The sequence below is a fragment of the Achromobacter sp. FW305-C-28 genome, assembly GCF_058783235.1.
In genome coordinates this window covers 757,641-783,453 of sequence record NZ_JBYSYL010000001.1, presented here as the reverse complement: position 1 = coordinate 783,453, position 25,813 = coordinate 757,641, and the positions used below count along the sequence as shown (strand labels likewise).

28 protein-coding genes are annotated in these 25,813 nt (G+C 66.3%); 11 read left to right on the top strand and 17 right to left on the bottom strand.

What is annotated here, in order from left to right:
- Window positions 1–20 precede the first annotated feature (20 nt).
- Window positions 21–1,466: a DegQ family serine endoprotease gene (locus tag AC3WMR_RS03595; protein WP_492262689.1), complete on the top strand. Its 1,446-nt coding sequence runs from the start codon at window positions 21–23 to the stop codon at window positions 1,464–1,466.
- 95 nt (window positions 1,467–1,561) lie between these two features.
- On the opposite strand, the gene maiA is transcribed toward AC3WMR_RS03595, so the two are convergent.
- The 3 genes from maiA to AC3WMR_RS03580 all read right to left on the bottom strand — a co-directional run bounded on the left by maiA (window position 1,562) and on the right by AC3WMR_RS03580 (window position 3,740).
- The gene (gene maiA, locus AC3WMR_RS03590) at window positions 1,562–2,206 is read right to left on the bottom strand and encodes a maleylacetoacetate isomerase (RefSeq protein WP_492262688.1); all 645 of its coding nucleotides are present in this window, start codon (window positions 2,204–2,206) and stop codon (window positions 1,562–1,564) included.
- 80 nt (window positions 2,207–2,286) lie between these two features.
- Window positions 2,287–3,264 carry a 4-hydroxy-3-methylbut-2-enyl diphosphate reductase gene (gene ispH, locus AC3WMR_RS03585; RefSeq protein WP_492262687.1) on the bottom strand — a complete coding sequence of 326 codons (978 nt, stop codon included), beginning with the start codon at window positions 3,262–3,264 and terminating at the stop codon, window positions 2,287–2,289.
- Window positions 3,264–3,740 carry an FKBP-type peptidyl-prolyl cis-trans isomerase gene (locus tag AC3WMR_RS03580; RefSeq protein WP_025140214.1) on the bottom strand — a complete coding sequence of 159 codons (477 nt, stop codon included), beginning with the start codon at window positions 3,738–3,740 and terminating at the stop codon, window positions 3,264–3,266. The genes ispH and AC3WMR_RS03580 overlap by 1 nt, the downstream gene beginning before the upstream one ends.
- 51 nt (window positions 3,741–3,791) lie before the next feature.
- Here AC3WMR_RS03580 and radC point away from each other — a divergent pair, with 51 nt between their 5' ends.
- The 6 genes from radC (at window position 3,792) to AC3WMR_RS03550 (ending at window position 10,025) form a co-directional block, all read left to right on the top strand.
- Window positions 3,792–4,469 (top strand): RadC family protein, encoded by a 678-nt coding sequence (gene radC / locus AC3WMR_RS03575; protein ID WP_492262686.1) that lies wholly within the window; start codon window positions 3,792–3,794, stop codon window positions 4,467–4,469.
- 104 nt (window positions 4,470–4,573) lie between these two features.
- The gene (gene kynB, locus AC3WMR_RS03570) at window positions 4,574–5,203 is read left to right on the top strand and encodes an arylformamidase (RefSeq protein WP_445658483.1); all 630 of its coding nucleotides are present in this window, start codon (window positions 4,574–4,576) and stop codon (window positions 5,201–5,203) included.
- A 216-nt stretch (window positions 5,204–5,419) separates the two neighbouring features.
- Window positions 5,420–6,268, top strand: a complete 849-nt coding sequence (gene kynA, locus AC3WMR_RS03565; RefSeq protein WP_492262685.1) for a tryptophan 2,3-dioxygenase — start codon at window positions 5,420–5,422, stop codon at window positions 6,266–6,268.
- A gap of 239 nt (window positions 6,269–6,507) precedes the next feature.
- A complete protein-coding gene (locus AC3WMR_RS03560) occupies window positions 6,508–6,774 on the top strand; it encodes a type B 50S ribosomal protein L31 (RefSeq protein ID WP_025140210.1) in 267 nt (88 codons plus the stop codon).
- Window positions 6,775–6,897: 123 nt separating this feature from the next.
- On the top strand, window positions 6,898–8,628 hold the full coding sequence (locus tag AC3WMR_RS03555) for an ArnT family glycosyltransferase (RefSeq protein ID WP_492262684.1): 1,731 nt from the start codon (window positions 6,898–6,900) through the stop codon (window positions 8,626–8,628).
- Window positions 8,625–10,025 carry an MATE family efflux transporter gene (locus tag AC3WMR_RS03550; RefSeq protein ID WP_492262683.1) on the top strand — a complete coding sequence of 467 codons (1,401 nt, stop codon included), beginning with the start codon at window positions 8,625–8,627 and terminating at the stop codon, window positions 10,023–10,025. The genes AC3WMR_RS03555 and AC3WMR_RS03550 overlap by 4 nt, the downstream gene beginning before the upstream one ends.
- A 102-nt stretch (window positions 10,026–10,127) precedes the next feature.
- On the opposite strand, the gene paaK is transcribed toward AC3WMR_RS03550, so the two are convergent.
- From paaK to paaA, 9 genes are all read right to left on the bottom strand, one after another.
- The gene (gene paaK, locus AC3WMR_RS03545; RefSeq protein ID WP_492262682.1) at window positions 10,128–11,444 is read right to left on the bottom strand and encodes a phenylacetate--CoA ligase PaaK; all 1,317 of its coding nucleotides are present in this window, start codon (window positions 11,442–11,444) and stop codon (window positions 10,128–10,130) included.
- 102 nt (window positions 11,445–11,546) lie between these two features.
- On the bottom strand, window positions 11,547–12,017 hold the full coding sequence (paaI, locus tag AC3WMR_RS03540) for a hydroxyphenylacetyl-CoA thioesterase PaaI (protein WP_492262681.1): 471 nt from the start codon (window positions 12,015–12,017) through the stop codon (window positions 11,547–11,549).
- Entirely contained in the window at window positions 12,017–12,805 is a 789-nt protein-coding gene (gene paaG / locus AC3WMR_RS03535; RefSeq protein ID WP_492262680.1) for a 2-(1,2-epoxy-1,2-dihydrophenyl)acetyl-CoA isomerase PaaG, read from the bottom strand. The genes paaI and paaG overlap by 1 nt, the downstream gene beginning before the upstream one ends.
- A gap of 15 nt (window positions 12,806–12,820) precedes the next feature.
- The gene (gene paaN / locus AC3WMR_RS03530) at window positions 12,821–14,485 is read right to left on the bottom strand and encodes a phenylacetic acid degradation protein PaaN (RefSeq protein ID WP_492262679.1); all 1,665 of its coding nucleotides are present in this window, start codon (window positions 14,483–14,485) and stop codon (window positions 12,821–12,823) included.
- 72 nt (window positions 14,486–14,557) lie between these two features.
- Entirely contained in the window at window positions 14,558–15,646 is a 1,089-nt protein-coding gene (gene paaE, locus AC3WMR_RS03525; RefSeq protein ID WP_175195303.1) for a 1,2-phenylacetyl-CoA epoxidase subunit PaaE, read from the bottom strand.
- 12 nt (window positions 15,647–15,658) lie between these two features.
- Window positions 15,659–16,165: a 1,2-phenylacetyl-CoA epoxidase subunit PaaD gene (gene paaD / locus AC3WMR_RS03520; RefSeq protein ID WP_492262678.1), complete on the bottom strand. Its 507-nt coding sequence runs from the start codon at window positions 16,163–16,165 to the stop codon at window positions 15,659–15,661.
- Entirely contained in the window at window positions 16,162–16,926 is a 765-nt protein-coding gene (gene paaC / locus AC3WMR_RS03515) for a 1,2-phenylacetyl-CoA epoxidase subunit PaaC (RefSeq protein WP_492262677.1), read from the bottom strand. Before paaC ends, paaD begins: the two co-directional genes overlap by 4 nt.
- Before the next feature lie 15 nt (window positions 16,927–16,941).
- Window positions 16,942–17,226: a 1,2-phenylacetyl-CoA epoxidase subunit PaaB gene (gene paaB / locus AC3WMR_RS03510; RefSeq protein ID WP_175195307.1), complete on the bottom strand. Its 285-nt coding sequence runs from the start codon at window positions 17,224–17,226 to the stop codon at window positions 16,942–16,944.
- 80 nt (window positions 17,227–17,306) lie between these two features.
- Window positions 17,307–18,296 carry a 1,2-phenylacetyl-CoA epoxidase subunit PaaA gene (paaA, locus tag AC3WMR_RS03505; protein WP_175195309.1) on the bottom strand — a complete coding sequence of 330 codons (990 nt, stop codon included), beginning with the start codon at window positions 18,294–18,296 and terminating at the stop codon, window positions 17,307–17,309.
- Between the two features lie 172 nt (window positions 18,297–18,468).
- Here paaA and paaX point away from each other — a divergent pair, with 172 nt between their 5' ends.
- The gene (gene paaX, locus AC3WMR_RS03500; RefSeq protein WP_025140198.1) at window positions 18,469–19,404 is read left to right on the top strand and encodes a phenylacetic acid degradation operon negative regulatory protein PaaX; all 936 of its coding nucleotides are present in this window, start codon (window positions 18,469–18,471) and stop codon (window positions 19,402–19,404) included.
- A 24-nt stretch (window positions 19,405–19,428) separates the two neighbouring features.
- Here the strand turns inward: paaX and AC3WMR_RS03495 are convergent, their stop codons facing one another.
- Together AC3WMR_RS03495 and orn are read right to left on the bottom strand one after the other, a co-directional pair.
- Complete coding sequence (locus AC3WMR_RS03495) at window positions 19,429–20,061, bottom strand: NAD(P)H-hydrate epimerase (RefSeq protein WP_492262676.1); 633 nt, start codon at window positions 20,059–20,061, stop codon at window positions 19,429–19,431.
- Window positions 20,062–20,066: 5 nt separating this feature from the next.
- Window positions 20,067–20,612 (bottom strand): oligoribonuclease, encoded by a 546-nt coding sequence (gene orn / locus AC3WMR_RS03490; protein ID WP_025140196.1) that lies wholly within the window; start codon window positions 20,610–20,612, stop codon window positions 20,067–20,069.
- A 61-nt stretch (window positions 20,613–20,673) separates the two neighbouring features.
- Here orn and AC3WMR_RS03485 point away from each other — a divergent pair, with 61 nt between their 5' ends.
- On the top strand, window positions 20,674–21,924 hold the full coding sequence (locus AC3WMR_RS03485) for a M48 family metallopeptidase (RefSeq protein ID WP_025140195.1): 1,251 nt from the start codon (window positions 20,674–20,676) through the stop codon (window positions 21,922–21,924).
- Complete coding sequence (rsgA, locus tag AC3WMR_RS03480) at window positions 21,921–22,883, top strand: ribosome small subunit-dependent GTPase A (RefSeq protein WP_492262675.1); 963 nt, start codon at window positions 21,921–21,923, stop codon at window positions 22,881–22,883. The genes AC3WMR_RS03485 and rsgA overlap by 4 nt, the downstream gene beginning before the upstream one ends.
- 3 nt (window positions 22,884–22,886) lie before the next feature.
- Here the strand turns inward: rsgA and AC3WMR_RS03475 are convergent, their stop codons facing one another.
- On the bottom strand, window positions 22,887–23,618 hold the full coding sequence (locus tag AC3WMR_RS03475) for a CoA pyrophosphatase (protein WP_492262674.1): 732 nt from the start codon (window positions 23,616–23,618) through the stop codon (window positions 22,887–22,889).
- Between the two features lie 123 nt (window positions 23,619–23,741).
- Window positions 23,742–24,122: a 50S ribosomal protein L19 gene (gene rplS, locus AC3WMR_RS03470; RefSeq protein WP_006218237.1), complete on the bottom strand. Its 381-nt coding sequence runs from the start codon at window positions 24,120–24,122 to the stop codon at window positions 23,742–23,744.
- 255 nt (window positions 24,123–24,377) lie between these two features.
- Here rplS and AC3WMR_RS03465 point away from each other — a divergent pair, with 255 nt between their 5' ends.
- Window positions 24,378–25,250, top strand: coding sequence for an EamA family transporter (locus tag AC3WMR_RS03465; protein ID WP_025140192.1), 873 nt, complete (start codon window positions 24,378–24,380; stop codon window positions 25,248–25,250).
- Between the two features lie 11 nt (window positions 25,251–25,261).
- Here the strand turns inward: AC3WMR_RS03465 and AC3WMR_RS03460 are convergent, their stop codons facing one another.
- Window positions 25,262–25,726, bottom strand: a complete 465-nt coding sequence (locus tag AC3WMR_RS03460) for a hypothetical protein (protein WP_492262673.1) — start codon at window positions 25,724–25,726, stop codon at window positions 25,262–25,264.
- Between the last annotated feature and the right edge of the window lie 87 nt (window positions 25,727–25,813).

Below are 25,813 nucleotides of genomic sequence, written 5' to 3'. Positions count from 1 at the left end.
ACATGAACGCAGGAGCCGACATGAAGACCTCGCAAATGAACCCCTCGCGCCTGGTGCTGGCGCTGCTGGCCGCCGGCGCGATTGGCGGCGCGGGCGCCACCGCCGCGTTTGGCGGCGTGTCGATGGCCGCCAATGCGCCGTCGCCCGTGGCCGCTGCCGCCCCCGCGATCAGCCCGTCCAGCCCGCCCAATTTCGTACAGATCACGCACGACTACGGCCCCGCCGTGGTCAACATCAGCATCAGCGGCACGCGCAAGGTGTCCGATGACGATGACGATCCGTTCGCGCAGTTCTTCGGCCAGATTCCCGGCGCGCGGGGCGGCATGCCCTCGCGCGAGGTGCCGATACGCGGCGAAGGCTCGGGCTTCATCGTCAGCAGCGACGGCATCATCCTGACCAATGCCCACGTGGTGCAAGGCGCCAAGGAAGTGACCGTCAAGCTGACCGACCGCCGCGAATACCGCGCCAAGGTGCTGGGCGCCGACACGCAGACGGACGTGGCCGTCATCAAGATCGACGCCAAGAACCTGCCGGTGGTGAAGGTGGGCGACGTGAACCAGCTGCAGGTCGGCGAATGGGTGCTGGCCATCGGCTCGCCCTACGGCCTGGAAAACACCGCCACGGCAGGCATCGTCAGCGCCAAGGGCCGTTCGCTGCCGGACGACACCTCGGTGCCGTTCATCCAGACCGACGTGGCCGTGAACCCCGGCAACTCGGGCGGCCCCCTGTTCAACGACCGCGGTGAAGTGGTCGGCATCAACTCGCAGATCTACAGCCGCACCGGCGGCTTCCAGGGTCTGTCGTTCTCGATTCCGATCGATGTGGCCTACAAGATCAAGGACCAGATCCTGGAACATGGCAAGGTGCAGCATGCACGCCTGGGCGTGACAGTGCAGGAAGTGAACCAGGACCTGGCCAATTCCTTCAAGCTGGATACGCCGTCCGGCGCGCTGGTGTCGAGCGTGGAAAAAGGCAGCGCCGCTGAAAAGGCCGGCCTGCAACCGGGTGACGTGGTGCGCAAGATCAACGGCAAGACCATCGTGTCTTCCGGGGATCTGGCTTCGCTGATCACTCTGGCCACGCCGGGCGAGAAGATCACGCTGGACCTGTGGCGCAACGGCGGGGCCAAGGAAGTGGTGGCTACCCTGGGCGGCATCCCCAAGGACCGTACGCAGGCCTCGGGCGAAAGCCGCGAAGTGCAGAAGGGTCAGCTTGGCCTGGCGCTGCGCCCGCTGTCGCCGCAAGAGCAGGAAGCGTCGGGCACGCAAGGGCTGTTGATCGAGCAGTCGGCCGGGCCCGCCGCCAAGGCAGGCATTCAGGCGGGCGACGTACTGCTGTCGCTGAACGGCGTGCCGGTGCACAACGTCAGCCAGGTCAAGGACGCGCTGTCCAAGGCCGGCAAGACCGTGGCACTGCTGGTGCAGCGCGGAGAAGACAAGATCTTCGTGCCGGTGCAGTTGGGTTGAACCGCGGGGTTGAACCGCTGATTTGAGCCGCAGCGCAGCACGGCGGCATCACACCGACCGGCCGGGACTCCATCTGGAGCCCGGCCGGTTTTGCCTTACTCAGCGTCCGGCTGCTTGCCCGGCGCGGCCGCGTCGAAGGCGGTCAATTCGCGGCAGGCCGCATCGATGCGCACCACAGTGGGCATGGCGCTCAGGTCGCACTCCAGGCGGCGCGCGTTGGCCACCTGCGGCACCAGGCAGAGATCGGCAATGGTGGGCGTATCGCCATGGCAGAACTTGCCGGTGGCTTGGGAGCCCGTCAATTGCGCTTCCAGGGCTTGCAGACCCTGATCCACCCAGTGCCGGTACCAGGCGTTCTTGGCGGCTTCGTCCACACCCAGCGTGTGCTTCAGGTACTTCAACACCCGCAGGTTGTTCAAGGGATGCGTATCGCAGGCAATACCCAACGCCAGGTCGCGCACCCGCGCGCGGCCGATCGGGTCGGCCGGCAGCAGCGGTACCTGCGGATGGGTTTCTTCCAGGTATTCAATGATGGCCAGCGACTGCCCGATGACGGCGTCGCCGTCGATCAGCGTGGGCACCAGGCCCGTCGGATTGACCTTGCGGTAATCGGGCGACAACTGCTGTCCGCCATCTTTCAGGAGATGCACAGCCAGGTATTCGTACGGCAGGCCTTTCAGGTTCAGGGCGATGCGCACCCGGTACGCGGCCGAGCTGCGGAAATAGCTGTACAACTGCATGAAGTCTCCTTGGTTCTTGTCGCGCGCAACGCCCGCCGGGCGTTGCGCTTGTCGAGGGGGGGCGCAGGAACGCCTGGCGCCTATTCCAGCGATTCGGTCTGCGCGGCCTTGCGCGACAGGCCCTTGGGCAGCGGGAACGCCACGTTTTCTTCCAGGCCCGGCATGGTGCGCACCGACACCGCGCCCAATTCCTTGACGCGGGCGATCACCTGCTGCACCAGGATCTCGGGCGCCGAGGCGCCGGCGGTGACGCCGATGCGCTTGCGGTCGACGAGCCAGGCTGGATCGATGGATTGCGCGCCGTCGATCAGGTACGACGCCACGCCCATGCGGTCGGCGACTTCGCGCAGGCGGTTGGAATTGGAGCTGTTGGGGCTGCCCACCACCAGCACCAGGTCGCACTCGGGCGACAGCACCTTGACCGCGTCCTGGCGGTTCTGGGTGGCATAGCAGATGTCGCTTTTCTTGGGTTCGACAATGCTCGGAAAGCGCGCCTTGAGCGCCTTCGAGACGGCCGCAGCGTCGTCCACCGACAGCGTGGTCTGGGTGACGTAGGCCAGGTTGTCGGGATTGGCGACCTCCAGGCCCGCCACGTCTCCGACGGTTTCGACCAGGTACATGCCGCCCTGGGCCTGGCCCAGCGTGCCCTCGACTTCCGGGTGGCCCTTGTGGCCGATCATGATGATCTCGCGGCCGGCCGCGCGCATGCGCGCGACCTCGATGTGAACCTTGGTAACCAGCGGGCAGGTGGCGTCGAACACTTGCAGGCCGCGGGCTTCAGCCTCGGCCCGGACCGCCTTGGACACGCCATGGGCCGAGAACACGACGATCGCGCCGGCGGGCGCGTCTTCGAGTTCGTCGATGAAGATGGCGCCCTTGGCGCGCAGGTCTTCGACCACGTAGCGGTTGTGCACGATTTCGTGGCGCACGTAGATCGGCGCGCCGTGCAGCTCGAGCGCGCGCTCGACGATGTCGATGGCGCGATCGACGCCGGCACAGAAGCCGCGCGGTTGCGCCAGCAGGACTTCGGCGTCGGCGGCGGTGACGACCTGGCTCATCAGAGAACTCCCAATAGCGCCACGTCGACTCGCAACCGGACGCCCGCAAGCGGGTGATTGAAATCGAACAGCGCCGATTCCTCGTTGATTTCCTTGAGCACGCCCGAGTAGCGCCCGCCGTTGGGCGCGGCGAATTCGACCAGGTCGCCCGGCTCGAAGGTAGCGTCCGCGCCGGCATGTTCGGCCAGCATCTTGCGCGTGACACGCTGGATCAGCTCAGGGTTGCGGTCGCCGTAGGCGTCGGCGGGCTCGATGGTGACGCTGAAGCGGTCGCCCTCGGCCTTGCCCAGCAAGGCGGTTTCCAGGCCCGGCGCCCATTGGCCGCTGCCCATCTGCAGCGTGGCCGGACGGCCATCGAAGGTGTCGGTGAACACCGAATCCTGGCCCGGCCCGGAGGCCAGCGTGATGCGGTAGTGCAGCGTCAGGTAGGAGTCCGGACGGACCAAAACGTTCACTTCATTAGAGGCGATGCTCACGATCTGCCACCGTGTTTAAACAGTAAGTAAACCCTGATTTTAGAGCCTCTTATGAAATTGTCTGTGCGGGTGTCCAAACACGAGCGTCCCAGAGAGCGCCTGCTGCGTCACGGCGCCGCCGCGTTACAAGATGCCGAACTGCTCGCCATCGGCCTGCGCACCGGGGTGCCGGGCCTGAACGTACTGGATATGTCCGGCCGGCTGCTCGAACGCTTTTCCGGACTGCGGGGGCTATTGGGTGCCACCCCGGAAGAACTGCTGGCCGTGCCAGGGCTGGGCACCGCCAAGGCGTGTTCCCTGGCGGCAATACTGGAACTGGCCAAGCGCGCCGTCGAAGAAGAACTCACCCGCGACAGCACGCTGGACCACCCCACCCGGGTGAAACAATATTGCAAGGTCACGCTGGCGCACCGCCGGGTCGAACACTGCATCGCCCTCTACCTCGACAGCCAGTTGCGGCTGATCGCCAGCGGCGAACTGGCGCGCGGCACACTGTCGCAGGCCTCCGTCTACCCCCGCGAGGTCGTGCGCGAGGCCTTGCGGCACCACGCGGCGGCCCTGATCGTGGCGCACAACCATCCGTCGGGCCTGGCCGAACCCAGCGCGGCCGACCAGGCCTTCACCCGGCACCTCAAGCAGGCGCTGGCGCTGGTGGACGTTTCGCTGGTGGACCACCTGATCGTCGCGGGCGACGAAGTCGCGTCCATGGCGGAACTGGGCCGCTTGTGACGGCGCCCCCAGGGGGCTGCGTCCCGACCGGGATTTCGTTAGACTACGGCCCGATATTGTTTTAGGCTTAACCTAATTTCCGCTTTCGCGATCCAGCGACTTCCATGAAACGCCTGTGGGACATTTCCCCGCCCGTCTCCACGGCTTCGCCCGTGTTCCCGGGCGACACGCCGTACCGCCAGCAATGGAAGTGGTCGCTCGCGCCCGGCTGTCCGGTCAACGTCAGCGAAATCACGCTGTCGCCGCACGTGGGCGCGCATGCCGATGCGCCGCTGCACTACCAGAACGGCGCCGCCGCCATCGGCGCGGTGTCGCTCGAGCCCTTCCTGGGCCCTTGCCGCGTCATCCACGCGATCGACTGCGGCCCGCTCATCACCCCCGAACACCTGCTGCACGCGGCGGCCAACCTGCCCCCGCGCATCCTGGTGCGCACGGCCAAGCACGCCGCCCAGGAATGGTGGACCGACGATTTCTCGGCCTACGCGCCCCAAACCATCGAATGGCTGGCCGAACGCGGCGTCATGCTGATCGGGTTGGACACCCCCAGCATCGACCCCGCGTCCAGCAAGACCCTGGACAGCCATCACACCATCTTGCGCCACGACATGCGGGTTCTGGAGAACCTGGTGCTCGATGACGTACCGGAAGGCGATTACGAACTGATCGCCCTGCCGCTGGCTCTGGTCCAGGCTGACGCCAGCCCGGTGCGCGCCGTCTTGCGCGAACTGGGCTGAAACACCGGCCGTCGGGCAGGCCGGGCGCAACCAGCATTGCGGCGCGGCAAACGCGCCCGTGCCTGGCGCCGGCCGCCCGCTTTGTGAAAGAAGCACGACCATGACACATCTATCCGATCCGCGCATGGCGCTTGCCTGCGCCTGCCTGCCGTTCTGCGGCTGGCGCAGCCTGCCCGCGTCCGCCCGCCGTGCCGCCCCGCCCTGCGGAGGCCAAGCATGAGCCGCCCCGAACGCCCCGAAGACATCGTCCGCGAAGAAAAGGCGCAGCTGGACTTCGCGCGCGACATGACCTACGGCGACTACCTGCATCTGGATGCGCTGCTGGGCGCCCAGCACCCGCTGTCGCCCGAGCACAATGAAATGCTGTTCATCGTGCAGCACCAGACCAGCGAGCTCTGGATGAAGCTGATGCTGCACGAGCTGCGCGCGGCCATCGCCAACGTGGCCGCGGACCGCCTGCAGCCCGCCTTCAAGATGCTGGCCCGCGTCAGCAAGATCATGGAGCAGCTGGTGCACGCCTGGGACGTGCTGGCGACCATGACCCCGCCCGAGTATTCCGCCCTGCGCCCCTACCTGGCGCGGTCCAGCGGCTTCCAGAGCTACCAATACCGCCAGATCGAATTCCTGCTGGGCAACAAGAACGCGGCCATGCTCAAGCCGCACGCGCATCGCGAGGACCTGCTGGCCCAGGTGCGCCAGGCCTACGAGGCGCCGTCGCTGTACGACGAATCGCTGCGCCTCCTGGCCCGCCATGGCGTCACGGTGCCGGCCGACCACCTGGAACGCGACTGGACCCAGCCCTACCAGGCGTCGGATGGCGTCGAGCAGGCCTGGCTGACGGTCTACCGGGACACGGACCGCTACTGGGACCTGTACCAGCTGGGTGAAAAGCTGACCGACCTGGAAGACGCGTTCCGCCTGTGGCGTTTCCGCCACGTCACCACGGTCGAACGCGTCATCGGCTTCAAGCGCGGCACCGGCGGCACGTCGGGCGTGGATTACCTGCGGCGCATGCTGGAAGTGGTGCTGTTCCCCGAGATTTGGAAACTGCGCACGGAACTCTGATCGCCGGCGGTCCTGTCCCCATATAGAGGAACGCGGGTGGCGCTGCGCAGCGCCGCCCGTAACCCCTGGCCGACCCAGCCGATCCCATGCTAGAATTCGCAGTTACTTTTCGGATACGTGGCAAGAACAGCGGCAGTCCATTTTGGCAACCCCAGTGGCAACCCACAGTGGCAACCCGCGCGATCCTGCTGGCGACCCTAACTTTTGAACGGCTCTTGTCTGAGCCCTAGGAAAGCACCATGAAAGAAGGCATTCACCCCGAATACCGCGAAGTCGTCTTCGCCGACCTGCAAACGGGCAACAAGTTCATCACCCGTTCGACGGTCCACACGCGCGAATCCATCGAACTCGATGGCAAGACGTACCCGCTCTTCAAGTGCGACGTGACCTCCGAATCGCACCCGTTCTACACGGGCGCCCAGACGCGTATCGTCGAAACCGGCCGCGTGGAAAAGTTCCGCGCCCGTTTCGCCCGTACGGCCGGCACGGTCAAGTCCGCTTCCTGATCCTGTCGCTCCTGCGGGAGTCACAGCAAAAAGGCAGCCTTCGGGCTGCTTTTTTTTCCCCGGGCACGGCTCTCACCACACCAGGGGCTGGCGCTTCCCGATCACTCGGTTACATTAACGCCCGTGTCCCCACTTTCTATTTCCACTCCGGCCCGGCTCACGTCGGTTGCCACCGCAAAGCTGCCCAGGCTGATTCTGCTTGGGCTGGCACTGGCCTATATCGTGGCGGGCCTGTTCATGCGCGACCCGTGGAAAACGGATGACGCGGTCGGCCTGGCCACGATGATCACCGCCATCCGCGAAGGCGGCATCACCTGGTTGCTGCCGCAAGTGGGGCACCTGGCCCATGCCGAGGAAGGCCCGCTGATCACCTGGGTGGGCGCGGTATCGATCTGGCTGTTCGGCCCGTTCATCGGCGACATCACTGCCGGCCGCCTGCCGAACCTGCTGTGGTTCGGCATTACGGCCATGAGCGTCTGGTACGGCACCTACCTGCTGGGCCGCCGCAGCGAAGCCCAGCCGCTGGCCCTGCCGTTTGGCGGCGAACCCGAACCGCGCGACTACGGCCGCATGCTGGCCGACGCCGCACTGCTGCTGCTGCTGGCGACCGTCGGCATCCTGCAACGCACCCACGAAACCACCGTCGTGCCGGCCATCATGGCGTGCCAGGCCCTGGCGTTCTATTCGATGGCGCGCACGGTGGATCGCCCGATCTCCGGCGCCACCACGCTGGGCATCGCGGTCGCGGCCAGTTTCCTCGCCCGAGGCTGGGTCGGCGCCTTGCCGGTCATGGTCGCCGCCCTGCTCGCCTTCTATCCGCGTGGCCCCTTGTGGAAGCACAAGCGTTGGCTGCCCTGGGCCGCGCTGGTCGCCGCCGCGCTGATCCTGGCCTGGTGGATACCGGCAAGCCATAGCAGCGAATACTGGATCCGTAACTGGAAGAGCTGGAACCTGTCGTCATTCGCGGTGCCCCCGTGGCGCGACGTGGGCCGCACCCTGCGCGACCTGCCGTGGTACCTGTGGCCCACCTGGCCGTTGGCACTCCTGGCGATCTGGCGCTGGCGCGCCTGGATCTACGCGCCGCATATCTGGCTGCCGCTGATGCTGCTGATCTGCGCGGCGCTGGTGCTATTCGGGCTGGACGAAGCCAGCGATTCCGAATACGTGCTGATGGCCGTGCCGTGCGCGGTGCTGGGCGCTTTCTCGCTGCCGACCCTGCGGCGCGGCGTGGTCAACACGCTGGACTGGTTCGCGGTGATGTGTTTTTCGCTTACCGCTGCCACCGCCTGGCTGGGCTGGATCGCCCTGCACTTCCAATGGCCCGCCCAGATTTCGCGCAACATCGGCCGCCAGACGACCGGCTACGAGCCGGTGATTTCCTGGGGCGCCTTTGCCCTGGCGGTCGTGTTCACCCTCAGCTGGATCGCGCTGGTGGTCTGGCGCCTGAGGGTCAAGCCGCAGGCCCTGTGGCGCGGCACGGTGCTGTCGGCCGGCGGCCTGACCGTGACCTGGATCCTGCTGGTGTTGCTGTGGCAGCCCGCGGTCGACTATGCCCGCAGTTATCGCACGGTGTCGGGTGAACTCGCCCAGGCCGTGGCGCAGAACACCCGTCCTGGCGAATGCGTGCGCGGACTCAGCCTGGGCAGCGGCCAGCGTGCGTCGTTCCTGATTTTCAATAACCTGACGTTCACCTTCGACTCCAAGTGCACGCTGGTGCTGCAGCAGACCACCAACCAGAGCCTGCGCGACAACACCGCCGCCTATAGCGACAGCGCCGACGTGCTGTGGCAGGGCGGACGTCGCGCCGACCGCCAGGAGGTGTTCCGCCTGCTGCGCGTCGGCCCCAACCGATGACCCCTTCCCTCGCGGCGCCGATCTCTTTCGGCGCCACCTTGCGCGGCATCGCCAAACAGGCCTGGCCGGTGCTGATCAGCCAGTGGGCCGGCATCTCGTTCGGCGTGCTGGACACGGCCATGACCGGCCACGCCAGCGCCACCGACCTGGCGGCGATGGCGCTGTCCGCCTCCATCTACATCACCATCTTCGTGGGCCTGATGGGCGTCGTACACGCGCTCATTCCCATCCTGGCGCAACACTTTGGCGCGGGCAACAACCTGGAAGTCGGCCGCAGCTGGGGCCAGGGCGTCTGGCTGGCGCTGGGCCTGTCGGTGGTGGGCGCCGTCCTGATGCTGTTCCCGGACCTGTGGCTGTCCATGTCGGGCAATGTCGACCCCGCCGTGCGCGACCGCATCGCGTCGTACCTGTGCGCACTGGTGCTGGCGCTGCCCGCCGCCCTGGTGTTTCGCACCATCTACGCGCTGGGCACATCGGTGTCGCGGCCCAAGCTGGTCATGGCGATCAACCTGACCGCCATCGGCTTCAAGGCGTTCTTCAATTGGCTGTTCATCTACGGCAACCTGGGCCTGCCGGCCATGGGCGCGACCGGCGCCGGGCTGGCCACGGCGCTCGTCTCCTGGATGAGCCTGGGGCTGGGCCTGTGGGTCGTCACCCACGACCGCTACTACCGCCGCTTCCACTTGCACGTGGGCCGGCCCGACTGGAAGTCGCTCAAGGAACTGCTGCGCCTGGGCATCCCGATGGGCGGCTCGTACCTGGTGGAAGTATCCGCTTTCACCTTCATGGCGCTGCTGGTCGCTCGAGAAGGCACGTACGTCACCGGCGGCCACCAGATCATGTCGAACCTGGCGGCGCTGTGCTACATGATGCCGATGGCGCTGGGCGTGGCCACCGCCGCGCTGACGGCGCAGGCGATCGGCGCCGGCAACCTGGCGCACGCGCATCGCACCGGCATGGCCGGCCTGGTATTGGGGCTGATGGGCGCGCTGTTGACCGCCGTGGTGCTGCTGGCGGGCCGGCCGCTGATACTGGCCGCCTATACGGGCGATCCCCAGGTCGCCGCGGTCGCCACCACGCTGCTGGCGGTGCTGCCGTTGTTCCACCTGTTCGACTCGATGCAATGCATCAACTCGTACCTGCTGCGGGCCTACAAGGTGGCCGTGGTGCCGCTGCTGCTGCAGACGGTGGCGCTGGCCGGCGTTGGCCTGGTCGGCGGCTGGTGGTTTGGCTTCGGCCCCGGACGCGGCGGCCTGGACGGGCTGCGCAACGTCCTGGTGCCCGGTTCACCGCAAGGCGCCGGCAGCATGTGGCTGATGGCCATGGTGGGATTGGCGCTGTCCGCCGCCCTGCTGCACTTCTGGTACCGGCACATCGTGCGCGCCGTCGCGAAATAGGCGGGACCCGCCAGAAAAAAAAGGCAGCCGATGGCTGCCTTTTTCCATTGCGAAGCAGCGCCGCTGCGCCGCCTGTGCGCGGCGCGGGACGCTGCACTCGCCTCAGCCCTTGGGCCGCTTGTCGATCACGCGGCGGGCCTTGCCCGTCAAGGTGCGTTCGACATGGCCCGATTCCGACACCTGGATGCGAGCGCTGACGCCGATGTGCGTCTTGACCGCATGCTGCAATTGCTTGCCCAGGGCGGCGCGTTCCACATCCGACAGGGTCGAGAATTCGGCGCGCACTTCGGTCAGGATCTCGAGCTCGTCCATGTTGCCCGAGCGCGACAGCACCAATTGGTAGTGCGGCGCCAGTTGCGCGATCTTCAGGACCAGTTCTTCGACCTGCGTCGGGAACATGTTCACGCCGCGCACGATCAGCATATCGTCGCTGCGGCCGGTGATCTTGCCGATGCGGCGCATGCTGCGGGCGGTCGGCGGCAACAGGCGCGTCAGGTCGCGGGTGCGGTAGCGGATGATGGGCATCGCTTCCTTGGTGAGCGACGTGAAGACCAGCTCGCCCGGCTCGCCGTCCGCGACGGGCTCGCCCGTGTCCGGATTGATGATCTCGGCGTAGAAATGATCTTCCCAGACGACCGGGCCGTCCTTGGTCTCGACGCACTCGCTGGCCACGCCGGGGCCCATCACTTCGGACAGGCCGTAAATGTCGACGGCGTCGATACCGGCTTCGGCTTCGATGTCGGCGCGCATCTGGCCGGTCCAGGGTTCGGCGCCGAAGATGCCGATGCGCAGCGAACTTTGACGCGGATCAATGCCCTGGCGGCGCTGTTCTTCGAGAATATTGCAGAAATAGGAGGGCGTGACCATGATGATGTCCGGACGGAAATCGTTGATCAGCTGCACCTGCTTTTCAGTCTGTCCGCCCGACATGGGGATGACCGTGCATCCCAGCCGCTCGGCGCCGTAATGCGCGCCCAGGCCGCCCGTGAACAGGCCGTAGCCGTAGGCCACGTGCACCGTGTCGCCGGGCTTGCCGCCGGCCGCGCGGATCGAGCGCGCCACCAGGTTGGCCCAGTTGTCCAGGTCGTTCTTGGTGTAGCCCACCACGGTCGGCTTGCCGGTCGTGCCGCTGGACGCGTGGATGCGCGAGATGCGCTCGCGCGGCACGGCGAACATGCCGAACGGATAGTTCTCGCGCAGTTCTTTCTTGGTGGTGAACGGGAACTTGGCAATGTCGGACAGCTGCTTCAGGTCGTCCGGATGCACGCCGGCCTCGTCGAAAGCCTTCTTGTAGTGCGGCACATTGTCGTAAGCATGCTTGACCGACCACTTCAGGCGCTGCAGCTGCAGCGCCCGCAGTTCGTCCTGGCTGGCATGCTCGATGGGGTCCAGCCCCGGCTTGCTCATGGTGTTGGACATGGTTATCTCTCTCCTGGAATTCTCTTTACGCCGGCCCGGGCGGCGCGGATTCCGTCCGCGCGCGCCTCGTCCGGCGGCCTTGTCTGGGGTGGGTCGATGGGTTCAGGCTTCGGCGGGTGTGCCGACGATCTGCCCCTTGATCCGATAGGACCGGCCGCGGAACAACGCAACGTTGCGGCCATCCTGGTTAGTCACGGTGACGTCATACACGCCGGTGCGGCCGGCCAGCGAACGCTCCTGCGCCACCGCCGTCAGCAGGTCGCCCTCGAAGCCGGGCGCCAGGTAATCGATGGTGCAGCCCGACGCCACCGTGCTGACGTTGCGCGAATTGCAGGAAAAGGCAAAGGCGCTGTCGGCCAGGGCGAAGATGAAGCCGCCATGGCAGGTCTTGTGGCCGTTGAGCATGTCGGGACGCACCCGCATGGTCAGGCGCGCGTAGCCCGGCGCCATTTCCTCGACCTTCATGTCCAGGCCTTGCGACGCGGCGTCGCCGGCATACATCACCGTGCCCACGGCCTGCGCCAGTTCCTGGGGATCGGCCGGCGCCTCGACGGGCGGAACGTGCGTGCTCATCATTGCCCCTTGAACTGCGGTTCGCGTTTGCCCAGGAAGGCCGCCACGCCTTCGGCGTAATCGGCGCTGCGGCCCAGTTCGCGCATCATGTCGCGTTCCAGGTCCAGCTGGGTCGCCAGGTCGTTGCCCAGGCTGGCCTGCAAGGCCCGCTTGGTGAAGGCCAGGCCCTTGGTCGGGGCGCGCGAGAAATGCTGCGCCAGTTGATCGAGCGTGGCGTCGAACGCGTCGTCGGCCACGCATTGCCAGATCAGGCCCCAGGCTTCAGCCTGGCGCGCGCTGAGCTTGTCGCCCAGCATTGCCAGCCCCATCGCGCGGGCACGTCCCACCAGGCGCGGCAAGACGAACGTGCCGCCCGTGTCGGGGATCAGGCCCAGCTTGCAGAACGACTGGATGAAGCTGGCCGATTCCTTGGCGATGACGATGTCGCCCGCGAATGCCAGGTTGGCGCCCGCCCCCGCCGCCACGCCGTTGACCCCCACCACCACGGGCAAGGGCAAGGCGTTCAGGCGGCGCACCAGCGGGCCGTAGAACTTGTCGACCGTCTCGCCCAGGTCGGGCGGCGTGCCGTCCGGCGCGGGCTTGCGCTCGCTCAGGTCCTGGCCGGCGCAAAAGCCGCGCCCGGCGCCGGTCAGCACCAGCACGCGCGCGCCTTCCGTTTCGACGCGCGTCAGGGCGTGGGCGACTTCGCCGTGCATGTTGGCGGTGAAGCTGTTGAGCTTGTCCGGGCGATTCAGCGTCAGGCGCGCAATGCCGTTGGCAAGTTCGAACTGAATGTCTTGATAGTTCATGTCCGGGTCCGCCGCTTAGATGTGACGGCGGGTCTGCACCACGCGGAAGCGGTTCGACACGAAGGCCGTGTCGGACAGCGCCGCATTGGCTGCCGGGTTGGCGCCGGTGCCGTGGAAATCGCTGAAGGCGGCCGTCTGGTTGACGAAGACCGCGCCCGTCAGGTTCAACGACAGCGACACGCCGGATTCTTCGGCGGCGTCCTGCACCTGCTCAGCCACCTCGTTGTTGGTGGTGTAGGCCGACAACGACAAGGCGCCGTGCTGGATCACGCTGTCGCGCGCCAGCTGGATGCTGTGCGCGGTGGAATCCGTGGCCACCACGAAGGCGATCGGGCCGAACCATTCCTGGCTGATGGCGGCGTTGCCGGCTTCGGTGCGCAGCACCAGCGGCGTGCGCACGCGGGCGTTCTCGAACTGCGGGTGTACCAGCGTGCGGCTGTCGGCCACCACGGGCATGCCCAGCGCACGGGCCTTTTCGATGCGTTCCACGATGCCTTCGTTCTGGATCGCGCCGGTCAATTCCACGGCCTTGGCGGCGTCGGCGCCCAGCTTGTCTACCGCGGCGCCCAGGGCGGCGGCGACCTCATCGAAGCTGACCCGGCCTTCGGGCGTCTGGATGCCGTCGCGCGGCACGTAGATGTTCTGCGGCGCCGTGCACATCTGGCCCGAATAAAGGGCCAGCGAGAACGCCAGGTTGCGCGCCACGCCCTTCAGGTCGGCTGCGGAGTCGATGATGACCTGGTTGACGCCGGCCTTCTCGGTGTAGACCAGCGCCTGGCGGGCGTTGTTCTCGAGCCAGTCGCCGTTGGCGGTGCTGCCGGTGAAGTCGATGATCTTGACGGCCGGGTCCAGTGCCAGTTGACGGGCGGTGTCTTCGTCGGCGGCATGCGCGGCCAGTTGCACCACATCGGGATCGAAACCGGCTTCCTGCAGCACTTCGCGCGCCACCTTCACGGTGAGCGCCAGCGGCAGGATCGCGCCCGGGTGCGGCTTGACGATAACGGTGTTGCCGGTGGCCAGGCTGGCGAACAGGCCGGGGTAGCCGTTCCAGGTCGGGAAGGTCGAGCAGCCGATCACCAGGGCCACGCCGCGCGGCACCACGGTAAAGTGCTTTTCCATGCGGATCGGCTCGTTCTTGCCCTGCGGCTTTTCCCAGATGGCCACGCCGGGAATGCGCGACATTTCCTGCCAGGCATACGCCACGGCTTCAAAGCCGCGATCCTGCGCGTGCGGGCCGCCGGCCTGGAAGGCCATCATGAAACCCTGGCCGGTGGTGTGCTGCACCGCGTAGGCCATCTCGAAGCTGAGCTTGTTCAGGCGGGCCAGGATCTCGAGCGACACGCCCACCCAGGCCTGCGGGCCTGCACGGCGCCAATCGGCCAGCGCGCGCTTGGCCGCGGCAACCAGCTTGGGGGCCGGCATGTGGGGATAGGTGATGCCCAGGTCGAAACCATAGGGGGACTTTTCGCCGCCCACGGTGCCGTCGGCATCGTGCTGCGTCAGCGGAAACGGTTTGCCCTGCAACGCTTCGAAGGCGGCGCGGCCGTCATCGTTGGCGGTTTCGCCGTAGTTGCGGGGGCTGGGGGATTCGGCAAACGGGCTCCAGTAGCCGCGCAGCGAGGCGGCGGCCAGGGCCTGTTCCAGCAGGGCTTGATGGCGTTCGAAGAATTTCTGGGACACTGCGTCTCTCCAAATATTGAATATTCTCTGCCCGGCCAGACCGGCCGGAACCGATGACTTGTCTCGCGGCGGTCAGGTTTCCTGGTCGAAATCGATGACCAGGCGGTCGCTGACCGGAAAGCTCTGGCAGCTCAGGATGAAGCCCCGGGCCACCTCGTAATCTTCGAGGGCGAAGTTGGCATCCATGTCGACTTCGCCTTCCACCACCTTGCAGCGGCAGGTGGAACACACCCCGCCCTTGCACGAATACGGCAGCTCGATACCTTGCGCCAGCGCCGAATCCAGCACGCTGTCCTTGTTCTTGTCGATGACGAACTTGCGGCTGTGGCCGTCCTGCACCACGGTCACCTCGCACTGCCCCTTGCCGGGGGCCTGGCGGGCTTCCTGCCCGGTGCGCAGCGCCCGCGGGCCCTTGGGCGCGCCGAACAGCTCAAACTTGATGTTCGCCTTCGGGATGCCGCGAGCCTGCAGGCGCTCGACCACGCTTTCGGTCATGGTCTGCGGACCGCACACAAAAGCGTAATCGATATCCTCGGGGCTCATCCAGGCCGACATCAGCTGGTCGACCTTGTCGCCATCCAGGCGGCCGTTGAAGAGTTCGATGTCCTGGGTTTCGCGGCTCATCACATAGACCAGCGAGAACCGTTCCATGTACAGGTTCTTCAGGTCTTCGATTTCTTCGCGAAACAGCACGGCCGAAGACGCGCGGTTGCCGAAGAACAGCGTGAATTTGCTGTCGGGCTCGGTCGACAGCGCGGTCTTGACCAGCGAGAACACCGGCGTGATGCCGCTGCCTACCGCGAATGCCACGTAGTGGCGGGCGTTCTCGGGCGAAAAGTCGACGGTGAAGTTGCCCGCCGGCGCCATCACTTCCAGCGTCTGGCCCGGTTGCAGTTCATGGTTGGCCCAGCTGGAAAACGCGCCTTCGTCAACCTTCTTGATGGCCACGCGCAAGAGCTTGTCGCGCGGCGCCGAACAGATCGAATACGAACGGCGCAGTTCTTCGCCGTTCAATTGCGTGCGCAGCGTCAGGTATTGCCCGGGCAGGAAGGCGAATTCGTCGGCCAGCGTGTCGGGCAGGTCAAAGGTGACGACCACCGCGTCGCGCGTGTTGCGCGCCACCGAGGCCACCTTCAGGGAATGGAATTGGTTCAGGCTCATGGGAAACCACGCTCAGTGAGTCTTGAAATAATCGAAGGGCTCGCGGCAGGCAACGCAGCGATACAGCGCCTTGCACGACGTCGAGCCGAAATTGCTGACCAGGCGCGTATCGCGCGAACCGCAGCGCGGGCACTCGATGGCCGGACCGGCGGCGCGCCGGCTGATGCCCGAGATATCGATGGCCTGCTGCGCGGGCGCGGCGATGCCGTAGCCCTTGAGCGCGGCGCGCCCTTTTTCGCTCATCCAGTCGGTGGTCCAGGCCGGCGACAGGCGGGTCTCGACACGGACCTCGGCGATGCCGTGGCGCGCCAGGACCTGGCGGATGTCCTCGGTGATTTCACGCATCGCCGGGCAGCCGGAGTACGTGGGCGTGATGACGACCACGCAGGCCTCGCCGTCCCAGGACACCTCGCGCACCACGCCCAGGTCGACCACCGACAGCACGGGGATCTCCGGATCGGGGACCTCCTGCAGCCAGGCATAGACCTGGTCGATGGACACGGGCGCCAGCGCGTTCACCAGGTGGCTCCCGGATAGGCGCGCGGCAGGAATTGCATCTCGGCCAGCACGTAGCCCAGCTCTTCGGTGTGCTTGCCTTGCCGGCCGCCTCGATACGCCAGGTGGTCCGCGGCCGCGGCGTCGGGTACCGTCAGGGTGGCTTCCTGCAACACGTCACGCACGTGCTGGTCCCAGGGGCCGCGCAGGGCCGCCAGTTCACAGCCGATGCCGCGCGCGGCCATCTCCTGGTCGATCGCATCGTCGGCGAACAGTTCGCCGGTGAAACGCCACGCGTCATCGATGGCCGCCTGCATGCGGGCATGACTGACCTCGGTGCCGTCGCCCAGGCGCACCACCATGTCGGACGAGCGCCGCACGTGGTAGGTGACCTCTTTGATCGACTTGGCGGCAATGGCGGCCACGCGCTCGTCGGACGATTCGGCCAGGCGCTGCAGCAGGAAGTAATGCCACACGTCGAACAGGAACTGGCGCGCCATGGTGTCGGCGTAGTTGCCGTTGGGCCGTTCGACCAGCAGCGGGTTGTGGAACTGGTGGGCGTCGCGCAGGTAGGCCAGCGCGTCTTCGTCGCGCCCGGCGCCTTCGACTTCGCCGGCCAGCGTCAGCCACATGCGGGCCTGGCCCAGCAGGTCCAGCGCGGTATTGGTCAGCGCCAGGTCTTCTTCCAGGATGGGGCCGTGCCCGGTCCAGGCGCCCAGGCGCTGCGACAGGATCAGCGAGCTATCGCCCAGGCGCAGCAGGTATTCAAAGAAAGTCTTGTCCATGTCTCCCCCGCCGTCTTACATGTGCTTGATTTCTTCGGGCATCGGGAAAAACGTCGGATGCCGGTAGACCTTGCTGTTGGCCGGCTCGAACAACGGATCCTTGTCGCCGGGGCTGCTGGCCGAGATGTCGGCGGCGCGCACGACCCAGATGCTCAGACCTTCGTTGCGGCGGGTGTAGACGTCGCGGGCGTGGTTGATCGCCATTTCCGCATCGGGGGCATGCAGGCTGCCCACGTGCTTGTGCGCCAGGCCGTGCTGGCTGCGGATGAACACTTCCCACAGAGGCCAGTCTTTGCTCATGATGGATATCCTTGAATGCCGGACGCGCCGCGCCCGGGTATGAATAAGTGATGGAGTGGCCGGACCGGGCCCGGCCCGTTTCAGGCGGCCTTGCGTTCGGCCTGCTTGTCGGCGTAGGCGACCAGCGCGTCACGCACCCAGGCGCCGTCTTCGTGCGCCTTGACGCGCGCGGCCAGGCGCTCGCGGTTGCAGGGTCCGTTGCCCTTGAGCACCGCATAGAACTCGGACCAGTCGATTTCGCCGAAGTCGTAGTGGCCGCGTTCGGCGTTCCACTTCAGCTCGGGATCCGGCACGGTCAGGCCCAGGAATTCGGCCTGCGGCACGGTCTGGTCAACCATCTTCTGGCGCAGTTCGTCGTTGGAGAAGAGCTTGATCTTCCAGGCCATCGACTGGGCGCTGTTGGGCGAGTCGGCATCGGACGGGCCGAACATCATCAGCGCCGGCCACCACCAGCGGTTCAGGGAGTCCTGCACCATCGCCTTCTGTTCGGGCGTGCCGTGCAGGCACATCTGCATCAGCAGGTCGTAGCCCTGGCGCTGGTGGAAGGACTCTTCCTTACAGACGCGCACCATGGCCCGCGCGTACGGGCCATAGGAACAGCGGCACAGCGGAATCTGGTTGATGATGGCCGAGCCGTCGACCAGCCAGCCGATCATGCCGATGTCGGCCCAGCTGAGCGTAGGGTAATTGAAGATGCTGGAGTACTTGGCGCGGCCGGCATGCAGGTCGTCGATCAGGTCGTCGCGCGACACGCCCAGGGTTTCAGCGGCGCTGTACAGATACAGCCCGTGGCCAGCTTCGTCCTGCACCTTGGCCAGAAGGATGGCCTTGCGCTTGAGCGACGGCGCACGGGTGATCCAGTTGCCTTCGGGCAGCATGCCGACGATTTCAGAGTGCGCGTGCTGCGAGATCTGGCGCACCAGCGTCTTGCGGTAGGCCTCGGGCATCCAGTCCTTGGCCTCGATCCGCACGCCATCGTCGATGCGGCGCTGGAACGTCTGTTCCGGGCCTTCGAGCTGGTCCGCGGTCTTGACCTGCTTGACGCCGGTTTCGACGAGTTGAGCGTACATGGTTGTCTCCTTGAGACGGGTTGCGCAAACGCAAAGCAAACGTCGCGCAGTGCCGTCATGTCATAGGTGGATTATTTAATACAAAAAAACCATTGTCAAACTCAAATCTGTATCACATTGGATTTATGTATCATATCGAGGATCCCGATACCGGCCGTCCCCGGCCCCCCTTATGGCAAACCCTCAGTCACCCCTGGACCGTTACCTGTCACGCCTGATCAAGAACGATCCGCCGCGGGCCAAATCCCTGTGCGTGAGCCTGCTGGGAGACGCGCTGACGCTGCATGGCGGCGCCATCTGGCTGGGCGACCTGATCGAACTGCTGGCCCCCCTGGGGATCAACGAGCGCCTGCTGCGCACCAGCGTGTTCCGGCTGGTGGCGCAGAACTGGCTGCAATCCGAACGCCATGGCCGGCGCAGCCTCTACCTGATTTCCGAACACGGCGCGCGCCATACCGCGCACGCCTCGCAGCGCATCTACGAGGGTGCGCCGCGCGACTGGAACGGGGAATGGACGCTGGTGGCCCTGCCGCGCACCGGTAATGGCCTGGCCGAGCGGGCCGAGCTGCGCCGTGAATTGGTCTGGGAAGGCTTCGGCATGATCGCGCCGGGCCTGTTCGCCCATCCACACACCGAGGCCCGCGCGGCCCACGAAATCCTGGAAAAGCTGGGCATTCCCGACCGCGCCCTGGTGCTGTCGGCGCGGGACCTGGCCGGCGCGGGCGGCCTGCCCATCGCCAGCCTGGCCTCGCAATGCTGGAACCTGGACGACGTGGCCGAGCAATACCGGCAATTCATCAAGAATTTCGGTCCGCTGGAAAAATTGCTGGAAGACGCCCCGGCGCCCGCCGAGGCGTTCATCGCCCGGGTGCTGCTGCTGCACAGCTGGCGCCGGATCGTTCTGCACGACCCTCAATTGCCCACGCCCATGCTGCCGGACAACTGGCCGGGCCACGCGGCGCGTGAGTTGTGCGGGCGCATCTACTGGCGGGTCTTCGATGCCTCGGAAGCGCACCTGGACGCCCTGGCGGGCAAGGACAACGACCGCTATACGCCGTTGACGGCCGAAGGCGAGTCGCGCTTCGGCGGACGACCGCCCGCCGCCTGACTGGCGCGCGCAAGCAGCAGCGGGTCAGCCCGTGGCCGCGGGCGGCGGCATCGCCACGCCCAGGGCATGCACATGGCATTCGCCGGCGGCCTCGCGGCCCTCGCCAGGCGCCTCCAGCCCCCGCGCCATCGCAATGAAACTCAGCGTCCAGCGGGCGCGCACGGGGCGGCCCAGCGCCTGGCCGGTATCCGCGTCGATGCCGCTGGGCACGTCCAGCGCCAACACGGGCACGGCGCCGCTGTTGAGGCGGTCGATCAGGACCTGCCAGGATGCTTCCAGGGGACGATTCAGGCCGATACCGAACAGGCCGTCGATGACAACGGCGTAACCGTCGAGGTCAGGCAAGGCGCCAAGCGAAGCGCCGCCCGCCTCGTGCCAGCAGAGCCAGGCGCGGGAGGCATCGGGCGGCAATGCTTCGGGCCCGGACGGCAGATAGAGGTCGACCGCGTAGCCAAGCGCCTTGAGCCGCGTGGCCGCGGTGAGCGCATCGCCGCCGTTGTTGCCCGGGCCGGCCACGGCCAGCACCCGGGCGGGCGGCGCAAACCGCGACGCGATGAAATCGGCGGCGGCGGCGCCCGCGATCGGCATCAGTTCCCGCCCCTGCGCCAAGGCCAGCCGTTCGGCCTGGCGTATCTGGGCAACGGGAAAGGACGCCATGGCGCTTACACCTTGAGGAAGTGCTCGCGGTAGTACTTGAGTTCGTCGATGGATTCGTAGATGTCGGCCAGCGCTTCGTGGCGGCTTTTCTTCTCGAAGCCCTTGTATACCGCGGGGGCCCAGCGACGCGCCAATTCCTTCAGCGTGCTGACGTCCAGGTTGCGGTAATGGAAGAACTGTTCCAGGCGCGGCATGTAAGCAAACATGAACCGGCGGTCCTGGCTGATGGTATTGCCGCACAAGGGCGATTTGCCCGCCGGCACGTGCTGCGCAAGAAACGCCAACAGCGTATCCTCTGCTTGCGATTCGGAAATCGTCGACGCGCGCACCTTGTCGATCAGGCCGCTCTTGCCATGGGTGGACTTGTTCCAGTTGTCCATGGCGTCGAGTTGGCTGTCGGACTGGTGCACCACCAGCACGGGGCCTTCGGCGACCACGGTCAGGTCGGCCTCGGTCACCACCACGGCGACCTCGATGATGCGTTCTTTTTCAGGGTCCAGGCCGGTCATTTCCATGTCGAGCCAGACCAGGCGGTTTTCGTTCACAGCCATATAATTTGCCTATAAAACACGCGATTTTCGCACATACCTACTTGAGCCTGCCGCATTGCCCATGTTCACACTGCTGTTCGTTGCCTTCCTGCTGACCGATATCGCCGTGCGCATGTGGCTGGCCACCCGGCAGATCCGCCACGTGGCCCGCAACCGCGACCAGGTACCGCCCGAATTCTCGCATCGTATCGGCCTGGCCAGCCATCAGCGAGCGGCCGACTACACGGTGGCGCGCGTCAAGCTGGGCATGCTCGAGCGCACCTACGACGCCATCCTGCTGGTATGCCTGACGCTGATGGGCGGATTGCAGGCGATCGATCTGCTGGTAGGCCAGCTTACCAGCAATGATTTCCTGCGCCAGATGCTATTGCTGGTTGCCGTGGCGCTGCTGCTCGGCCTGCTGGGCCTGCCCTTCACGTTGTGGCGGCAGTTCAAGCTCGAAGCCCGTTTCGGCTTCAACCGCATGACGCCCGAACTGTTCCTGTCCGACGCCTTCAAGGGCCTGCTGGTCGCAGCCGCCCTGGGCCTGCCGCTGGCCGCCGCGGTGCTCTGGCTGATGGGCAGCGCCGGGCAATACTGGTGGGTCTGGGCCTGGGCGCTCTGGACCGCCTTCAACCTGGCGCTGCTGATCATCTACCCGATGTTCATCGCGCCGCTGTTCAACAAGTTCACGCCACTGTCCGACCCCGAACTCGCCGGACGCATCCAGCGCCTGGCGCAGCGCTGCGGCTTTGCGCTGAACGGCCTTTTCGTCATGGACGGTTCGCGCCGCTCGGCCCACGGCAACGCCTATTTCACCGGCTTTGGCCGCTCGCGCCGCATCGTGTTCTTCGACACCTTGCTGGCCCGCCTGAACGCCGACGAAATCGAAGCCGTGCTGGCCCACGAACTGGGCCATTTCGCCAAGCGCCACATCATCAAGCGCATCCTGTTCAGCTTCGCCGCCGCGCTGGGCTTTTTCGCCATCCTGGGTTGGGTGGCGCAACAGCCGTGGTTCTACGAAGGGCTGGGTGTGCTGCCGCAATTGGGCGGCCGCAACGATGCCATGGCGCTATTGCTGTTCTTCCTGGCCATCCCGGTCTTCACCTTCATCTTCACGCCGCTGGCCAGCTGGTATTCGCGCCGCGACGAATTCGAAGCCGACCGCTACGCGGCCGAGCAAAGCTCGCCCGACCGCCTGGTATCCGCCCTGGTCAAGCTCTACGACGACAACGCCGCCACCCTGACACCCGATCCCGTGCACTCCGCCTTCTACGATAGCCATCCCCCCGCCGCCGTGCGCATCCGCCACCTGATGGCGCCCGCGGCATGAGCCTGTCCGACCGCTCCAAGGCCACCTTCGCCAACGCGCCGCAAGACAGCGCGCCTGCCAATGCCGCCAACGAAGGCCGCATCATCGCGGCCCACGGCCGCCACTACACGGTAGAACTGGCCGACGGCAGCCTGCGCAAGTGCTTCCCGCGGGGCAAGAAGGCCGGCGCGGCCGTCGGCGACCGGGTCCGCATCACGCCGCAGGGGCAGGACGAAGGCGCCATCGACGCCATCCTGCCGCGGCGCAACCTGCTGTACCGGTCAGACGAAATGCGCTCCAAGCAATTTGCGTCCAATGTCGACCAACTGCTGATCGTCGTCGCGGTGCAACCCACGTTCTCCGACGACCTGACTGGCCGTGCGCTGGCCGGCGCCTGGAGCGCCGGCATCGCGCCGCTGATCATCCTGAACAAGACCGACCTCGTCGACGCCCTGCCCGCCGCCCGCGCGCGCCTGGCACCCATCGCCGCGCTGGGCGTGGACATCGTCGAACTGAGTGCCCTGGAACCCGAAAAGGTGCATACCGTGCTGGCCCCGCGCCTGGCGGGCCGCACCAACCTGCTGCTGGGGCAAAGCGGCATGGGCAAGTCCACGCTGCTGAACGCCCTGATCCCCGACGCCCTGGCCGCCACGCGCGAACACTCCACGGCGCTGGACATGGGCAAGCACACCACCACCAGCACCCGCCTGTATCACCTGCCGGCGCCCGGTGGCGACCTGATCGATTCGCCCGGGTTCCAGGCCTTCGGGCTGCAGCACCTGACCCGCGAAGACATCATCCGCGGCTTTCCCGAATTCACCCAGCCGATCGAATCCTGCCGGTTCTACAACTGCACCCACCGCCACGAGCCGGGCTGCGGCGTGGTCGCGGCATTGCAGGCGGGCAAGATCGACCCGGCCCGCTATGCGCTGTACCAGCGCATCCTGGAAGAAAACCTGGCGGGCCAGCAGCGGTACTAGGAATCAGCGCGGCTGAAAGCCGTTGCGCAGCAAGTGGTACAGGTTGCGCAACATGCCGGCCGTGGCGCCCCAGATAAAGTGCCGGCCGTAGGGCATGCCGTAGTAGTGGCGTACCCGGCCATCGTCCAGCCGCGCCTCGTACAGGCGGTGGTTGGCCGGATCCATCAGGAACGACAGCGGCACCTCGAACACCTCGGCCACCTCGAACGCATCAGGCGCCAGCTGGAAGCCGGGCGTGACCAGCGACACCACCGGAATGATCGAAAAACCCGTGGCCGTCAGGTAGGGCGGCATGCTGCCCAGCACTTCGACGTGGTTGGCGGGCAAGCCGGTTTCTTCCTGCGCCTCGCGCAGCGCCGCGGCAATCGGCGTGGCATCGCTGGTCTCGATGCGGCCACCGGGAAAGCTGACCTGGCCCGCATGATCGTGCAGGTGCGCGGCGCGCTGGGTCAGCATGATGTGCACGCCATCGCTGCGCGTCACCAGCGGAATCAGCACCGCTGCCGGCACCGGCACGCCTTCGCGGCCGGGATAGCGCAGATCGTTATCGCGCGACAGTTCCAGGGTCCAGGTGGACGGCTGGCTGAGCGTGCCGCGCAGCAAGTCGGGCGTCAGCAGATTGGCAGGCACCGCGGGCAGGGAATCGTTGGCGACAACCCATGGCTGCGACGCCGGATCGAATCCGGGACGCGCCAGCGGCCGCCTGGGCCGAGCAGAAGACGAGGAATCAGACATTCGGCTTTTCAAAAAGAAAAAGGCACCCTCGCAGGTGCCTTTTTAACCCGGAAACCCGTGCCGAACGAAAACGCTGGATGGCGTGTGCGTCCGACACTGGTAGGGCCGTGTGCCGATAAGCGATCAAGCCGCCGAGGCTTGCTTGCTGACCAGCTTTTCCTTGATACGTGCCGACTTGCCCGAGCGGTTGCGCAGGTAGTACAGCTTGGCGCGGCGCACGTCGCCGCGGCGCTTGACTTCGATGCCGGCGATTTGCGGCGAGTACAGCTGGAACGTACGTTCCACGGCTTCACCCGACGAAATCTTGCGCACGGTGAACGCGGAGTTCAGGCCGCGGTTGCGCTTGGCGATCACGACGCCTTCGAAGGCCTGCACGCGCTTGCGGGTGCCTTCAACGACGTTCACGCTCACGATGACGGTGTCACCGGGAGCAAATTCAGGCTTGGCTTGGCCGCCGGTCAGACGGGCAATCTCTTCCTGTTCCAGGATAGCGATAAGGTTCATGAGAACTCCTAGATCATCGTGCCTTGCGGACTAAAAACGCTTTGCCAGTCAATGTCGTTTTAGTGTTGATCGGGTCGTTGGAATCCTGCTGGAACCCAGTGACCATGTACCGCAAGCAGAGGATGAGATTTGGCAAACCAATGATTCTACACCAAAATTTGCCCGGAGCGTCAGGTAACATGGCGGCCTCCCCACCGCTTTGCGGTACCCTAGCAGTTCCTGTAACAAACACGTCACAAGACGCTGTCTTTCCCCATGTCGTATTCGTCCCTGATATTGGTCGTCCTGGCGGCGATGGCCCACGCAACGTGGAATCTCCTCGCCAAGCGCGCGGCCATGGTGGGCGCTCCCTTCGTGTTTGCCTACGGGCTGTGCGCCTCGGTGCTGTATGCCCCCTGGGTGATCTGGGTGCTGCTGCATGACGGCATGACATGGACCTGGCCCGTGGTGGCGGCGATTCTGACGTCCAGCCTGTTGCACCTGGGATACAGCCTGTGCCTGCAACGCGGCTACCAGGTGGCGGACCTGTCGGTGGTGTACCCCATTGCACGGGGAACCGGCCCCCTGCTCTCGACCACCGGCGCCTTTCTGCTGCTGCGCGAACCCGCCACCGGCACCGGCATTGCCGGCATGCTGTGCGTGGTGATCGGGGTGCTGTTGATCGCCACCCAGGGACGGCTGTCGATTTTCCGCAACGCCCAGGCCTGGGTGGGCGTGCGCTGGGGCATGGTGATCGGTCTGTTCATCGCCGCCTACACCGTCGTGGACGCCTACGGCGTGAAGGTACTGTTGATCAGCCCGGTGCTGTTCGACTGGTTCACCTGCGTAACCCGCACCACCATGATGACGCCCCACATGCTGCGCCGACGCACCCAGGCCTGGGAATCCATGCGCGGCCACTGGCACCTGGCGCTGGCGGTAGGCCTGCTGTCGCCGCTGGGGTACATCCTGGTGCTGTATGCCTTGCGCAACGGCGCGCCGCTCAGCCTCGTGGCCCCCGCCCGGGAAATGTCGATGATGCTGGGCACCCTGGCCGGCATGTTCCTCTTGCGCGAGAAAGTGGGCCCGGGCCGGCTGGCCGGTTGCCTGGCGATCCTGGCCGGCGTGGTACTGCTGGGGTCGACCTGACCCGGCGAGCGTCAGAATCCGCCGGCGGCGCCCAGCCACATCAGCGCGGGGATCATCGCGCCCCAGGCCAGCACCAGCACCACATCCACCACCATGCTCTTGACGCTGACCTGATCGGACACCGGCTCGACCGTGGCGTTGCCCAGGCTGCGTTCGCGCGGGCCGCGCACGACGTGGCTGGCAGCGGGCGCCGCCACATCGGTCGCGGCCGGCGGAAACGGCCACTTGCCCGGCCGGGTGCCGGAGCGGCTGCCCTTGCCGGTATCGGCCGCGGCCGTCCCGGACGACGCTACGCCGCCCGCCCCCAGCGTCAGGTCCATCGCCTGCCCCCGCGCCCCGGGCGCTGCCGACCAGGGCATGGCCAGTTCGCTGAAACGGGCGCCGAACGTACGGACACGTTGCACGGCGCGGCGCAACGGGGTCAGCGATACGGCGGCAAGATCGTCCGGCAGGACGGAGAGTTGAGCGGTGTTCATAGGAACTCCTTGGTAGCGCGGTAAAAACGACAGTCAGAATCGACGGGCAACAGCAACGGACTCGGGCGGACAACAAGGTCGAGCGGA

Excerpts from the sequence above, each read along its gene's own strand:
- AC3WMR_RS03595 (WP_492262689.1), top strand. The coding sequence starts at position 21 with ATGAAGACCTCGCAAATGAACCCCTCGCGCCTGGTGCTGGCGCTGCTG.
- maiA (WP_492262688.1), bottom strand. The coding sequence starts at position 2,206 with ATGCAGTTGTACAGCTATTTCCGCAGCTCGGCCGCGTACCGGGTGCGC.
- ispH (WP_492262687.1), bottom strand. The coding sequence starts at position 3,264 with ATGAGCCAGGTCGTCACCGCCGCCGACGCCGAAGTCCTGCTGGCGCAA.
- radC (WP_492262686.1), top strand. The coding sequence starts at position 3,792 with ATGAAATTGTCTGTGCGGGTGTCCAAACACGAGCGTCCCAGAGAGCGC.
- kynB (WP_445658483.1), top strand. The coding sequence starts at position 4,574 with ATGAAACGCCTGTGGGACATTTCCCCGCCCGTCTCCACGGCTTCGCCC.
- kynA (WP_492262685.1), top strand. The coding sequence starts at position 5,420 with ATGAGCCGCCCCGAACGCCCCGAAGACATCGTCCGCGAAGAAAAGGCG.
- AC3WMR_RS03560 (WP_025140210.1), top strand. The coding sequence starts at position 6,508 with ATGAAAGAAGGCATTCACCCCGAATACCGCGAAGTCGTCTTCGCCGAC.
- AC3WMR_RS03550 (WP_492262683.1), top strand. The coding sequence starts at position 8,625 with ATGACCCCTTCCCTCGCGGCGCCGATCTCTTTCGGCGCCACCTTGCGC.
- paaK (WP_492262682.1), bottom strand. The coding sequence starts at position 11,444 with ATGTCCAACACCATGAGCAAGCCGGGGCTGGACCCCATCGAGCATGCC.
- paaI (WP_492262681.1), bottom strand. The coding sequence starts at position 12,017 with ATGAGCACGCACGTTCCGCCCGTCGAGGCGCCGGCCGATCCCCAGGAA.
- paaG (WP_492262680.1), bottom strand. The coding sequence starts at position 12,805 with ATGAACTATCAAGACATTCAGTTCGAACTTGCCAACGGCATTGCGCGC.
- paaE (WP_175195303.1), bottom strand. The coding sequence starts at position 15,646 with ATGAGCCTGAACCAATTCCATTCCCTGAAGGTGGCCTCGGTGGCGCGC.
- paaC (WP_492262677.1), bottom strand. The coding sequence starts at position 16,926 with ATGGACAAGACTTTCTTTGAATACCTGCTGCGCCTGGGCGATAGCTCG.
- paaB (WP_175195307.1), bottom strand. The coding sequence starts at position 17,226 with ATGAGCAAAGACTGGCCTCTGTGGGAAGTGTTCATCCGCAGCCAGCAC.
- paaA (WP_175195309.1), bottom strand. The coding sequence starts at position 18,296 with ATGTACGCTCAACTCGTCGAAACCGGCGTCAAGCAGGTCAAGACCGCG.
- paaX (WP_025140198.1), top strand. The coding sequence starts at position 18,469 with ATGGCAAACCCTCAGTCACCCCTGGACCGTTACCTGTCACGCCTGATC.
- AC3WMR_RS03495 (WP_492262676.1), bottom strand. The coding sequence starts at position 20,061 with ATGGCGTCCTTTCCCGTTGCCCAGATACGCCAGGCCGAACGGCTGGCC.
- orn (WP_025140196.1), bottom strand. The coding sequence starts at position 20,612 with ATGGCTGTGAACGAAAACCGCCTGGTCTGGCTCGACATGGAAATGACC.
- AC3WMR_RS03485 (WP_025140195.1), top strand. The coding sequence starts at position 20,674 with ATGTTCACACTGCTGTTCGTTGCCTTCCTGCTGACCGATATCGCCGTG.
- rsgA (WP_492262675.1), top strand. The coding sequence starts at position 21,921 with ATGAGCCTGTCCGACCGCTCCAAGGCCACCTTCGCCAACGCGCCGCAA.
- AC3WMR_RS03475 (WP_492262674.1), bottom strand. The coding sequence starts at position 23,618 with ATGTCTGATTCCTCGTCTTCTGCTCGGCCCAGGCGGCCGCTGGCGCGT.
- rplS (WP_006218237.1), bottom strand. The coding sequence starts at position 24,122 with ATGAACCTTATCGCTATCCTGGAACAGGAAGAGATTGCCCGTCTGACC.
- AC3WMR_RS03465 (WP_025140192.1), top strand. The coding sequence starts at position 24,378 with ATGTCGTATTCGTCCCTGATATTGGTCGTCCTGGCGGCGATGGCCCAC.
- AC3WMR_RS03460 (WP_492262673.1), bottom strand. The coding sequence starts at position 25,726 with ATGAACACCGCTCAACTCTCCGTCCTGCCGGACGATCTTGCCGCCGTA.